The 1,207-nt window shown below is 46.1% G+C and carries 1 protein-coding gene and 2 pseudogenes; all 3 read left to right on the top strand.

The window, feature by feature from the left end:
• Window positions 1-515 (top strand): annotated as a pseudogene (locus tag BWI97_RS27535) (DUF4369 domain-containing protein); the annotation flags it as partial.
• The gene (locus BWI97_RS27530; protein WP_158242882.1) at window positions 478-888 is read left to right on the top strand and encodes a peroxiredoxin; all 411 of its coding nucleotides are present in this window, start codon (window positions 478-480) and stop codon (window positions 886-888) included. The pseudogene BWI97_RS27535 and the gene BWI97_RS27530, both read left to right, overlap by 38 nt.
• A 181-nt stretch (window positions 889-1,069) precedes the next feature.
• A pseudogene (locus tag BWI97_RS29420) lies at window positions 1,070-1,207 on the top strand (cysteine synthase); the annotation flags it as partial.

Below are 1,207 nucleotides of genomic sequence, written 5' to 3'. Positions count from 1 at the left end.
GCTACGTCAGGCTCAGCGGACAGGAATCCAGTCAATTTTACGTGGAACCGGGTAAAATCAAGATAGAAAGTCCTGATTCCCTGGAGCACATCAAGGTTACCGGCACGAAAACGAATCTGGAAAATCAGGCGTTACAGCACTTACTGGAATCAACGAATAAAGAAATTGCTATAGTGCTGCAGGAGTATCAGGAAGGTACACCTGAACAACAAAAAGATAGCGTATATAGCAAACCGTTCATCAAGCGATACAATACACTTGCTGAGAAGCAAAAGAAAATATCTCTGGCTTTTGCTAGACAGCACCCGAACAGCTTTGTAAGCCTAAATGCCATCATTCAAAGTTCAGGAGCTTTTCCGGATTATGCATCCAATTATGAGTTAATGCAGGGTTTATCCCCGGAAATTCGAAATTCTGCCTTGGGAAAGACGTTTAGTAATCAACTGGAAGCCAATCAAGGCAACAGCCATTGGTGCCATGGCTCCCGAGTTTACCCAACCGGATGTAAACGGTAAGCCGGTATCACTAAAAGATTTTCGGGGTAAGTACGTGCTCGTGGATTTCTGGGCTAGCTGGTGCGGGCCCTGCCGGGCCGAAAACCCAAACGTAGTGAAAAGCTACCTGGCCTACAAAGACAAAAACTTTACCGTTTTGGGTGTATCCCTTGATCAGCCCAGCGGTAAAAATGCCTGGCTGAAAGCGATTGAAAAAGACGGACTGACCTGGACGCAGGTTTCGGATTTGACCGGATGGAAGAATACGGCAGCTCAGGCCTATGCCGTGCGGGCCATTCCCCAGAACTTCCTTCTTGATCCCCAGGGTAAAATCATTGCCAAAAATATTCGGGGTGAAGAGTTGAGCAAAAAGCTTGCGGAGTTGATTAAATAAAGAGTAAAATCCGGAAGGGCTTATCAAGCCCTTCCGAAAATGAAAAGTAGTTATCCCATTTCAATAGCTTCGTAGTACACTTCATCAACACTCTATTGAAATCTATTTATCTCATGCATACGGACCTTACATCAGCTACCTTAGAGCCCGGCGTACGCAATAATTCAATCACCTCTGGCATCTGGTCGGGAATACGCCCATGCTGGAAATCTTTTACTCCTATCAGGGCCAGGAGCGTTCGATCTACGTCAAATGCGAGCATTACAACCTGACCGGTAGCATCAAAGACCGCATGGCTCTTCACGTGTTACATCAATCC

The organism is Siphonobacter sp. BAB-5405 (assembly GCF_002872335.1).
Taxonomy (GTDB): domain Bacteria; phylum Bacteroidota; class Bacteroidia; order Cytophagales; family Spirosomataceae; genus Siphonobacter.
Note: the sequence above shows the minus strand (reverse complement) of the source record. Positions and strands in the feature narration are given on the sequence as shown.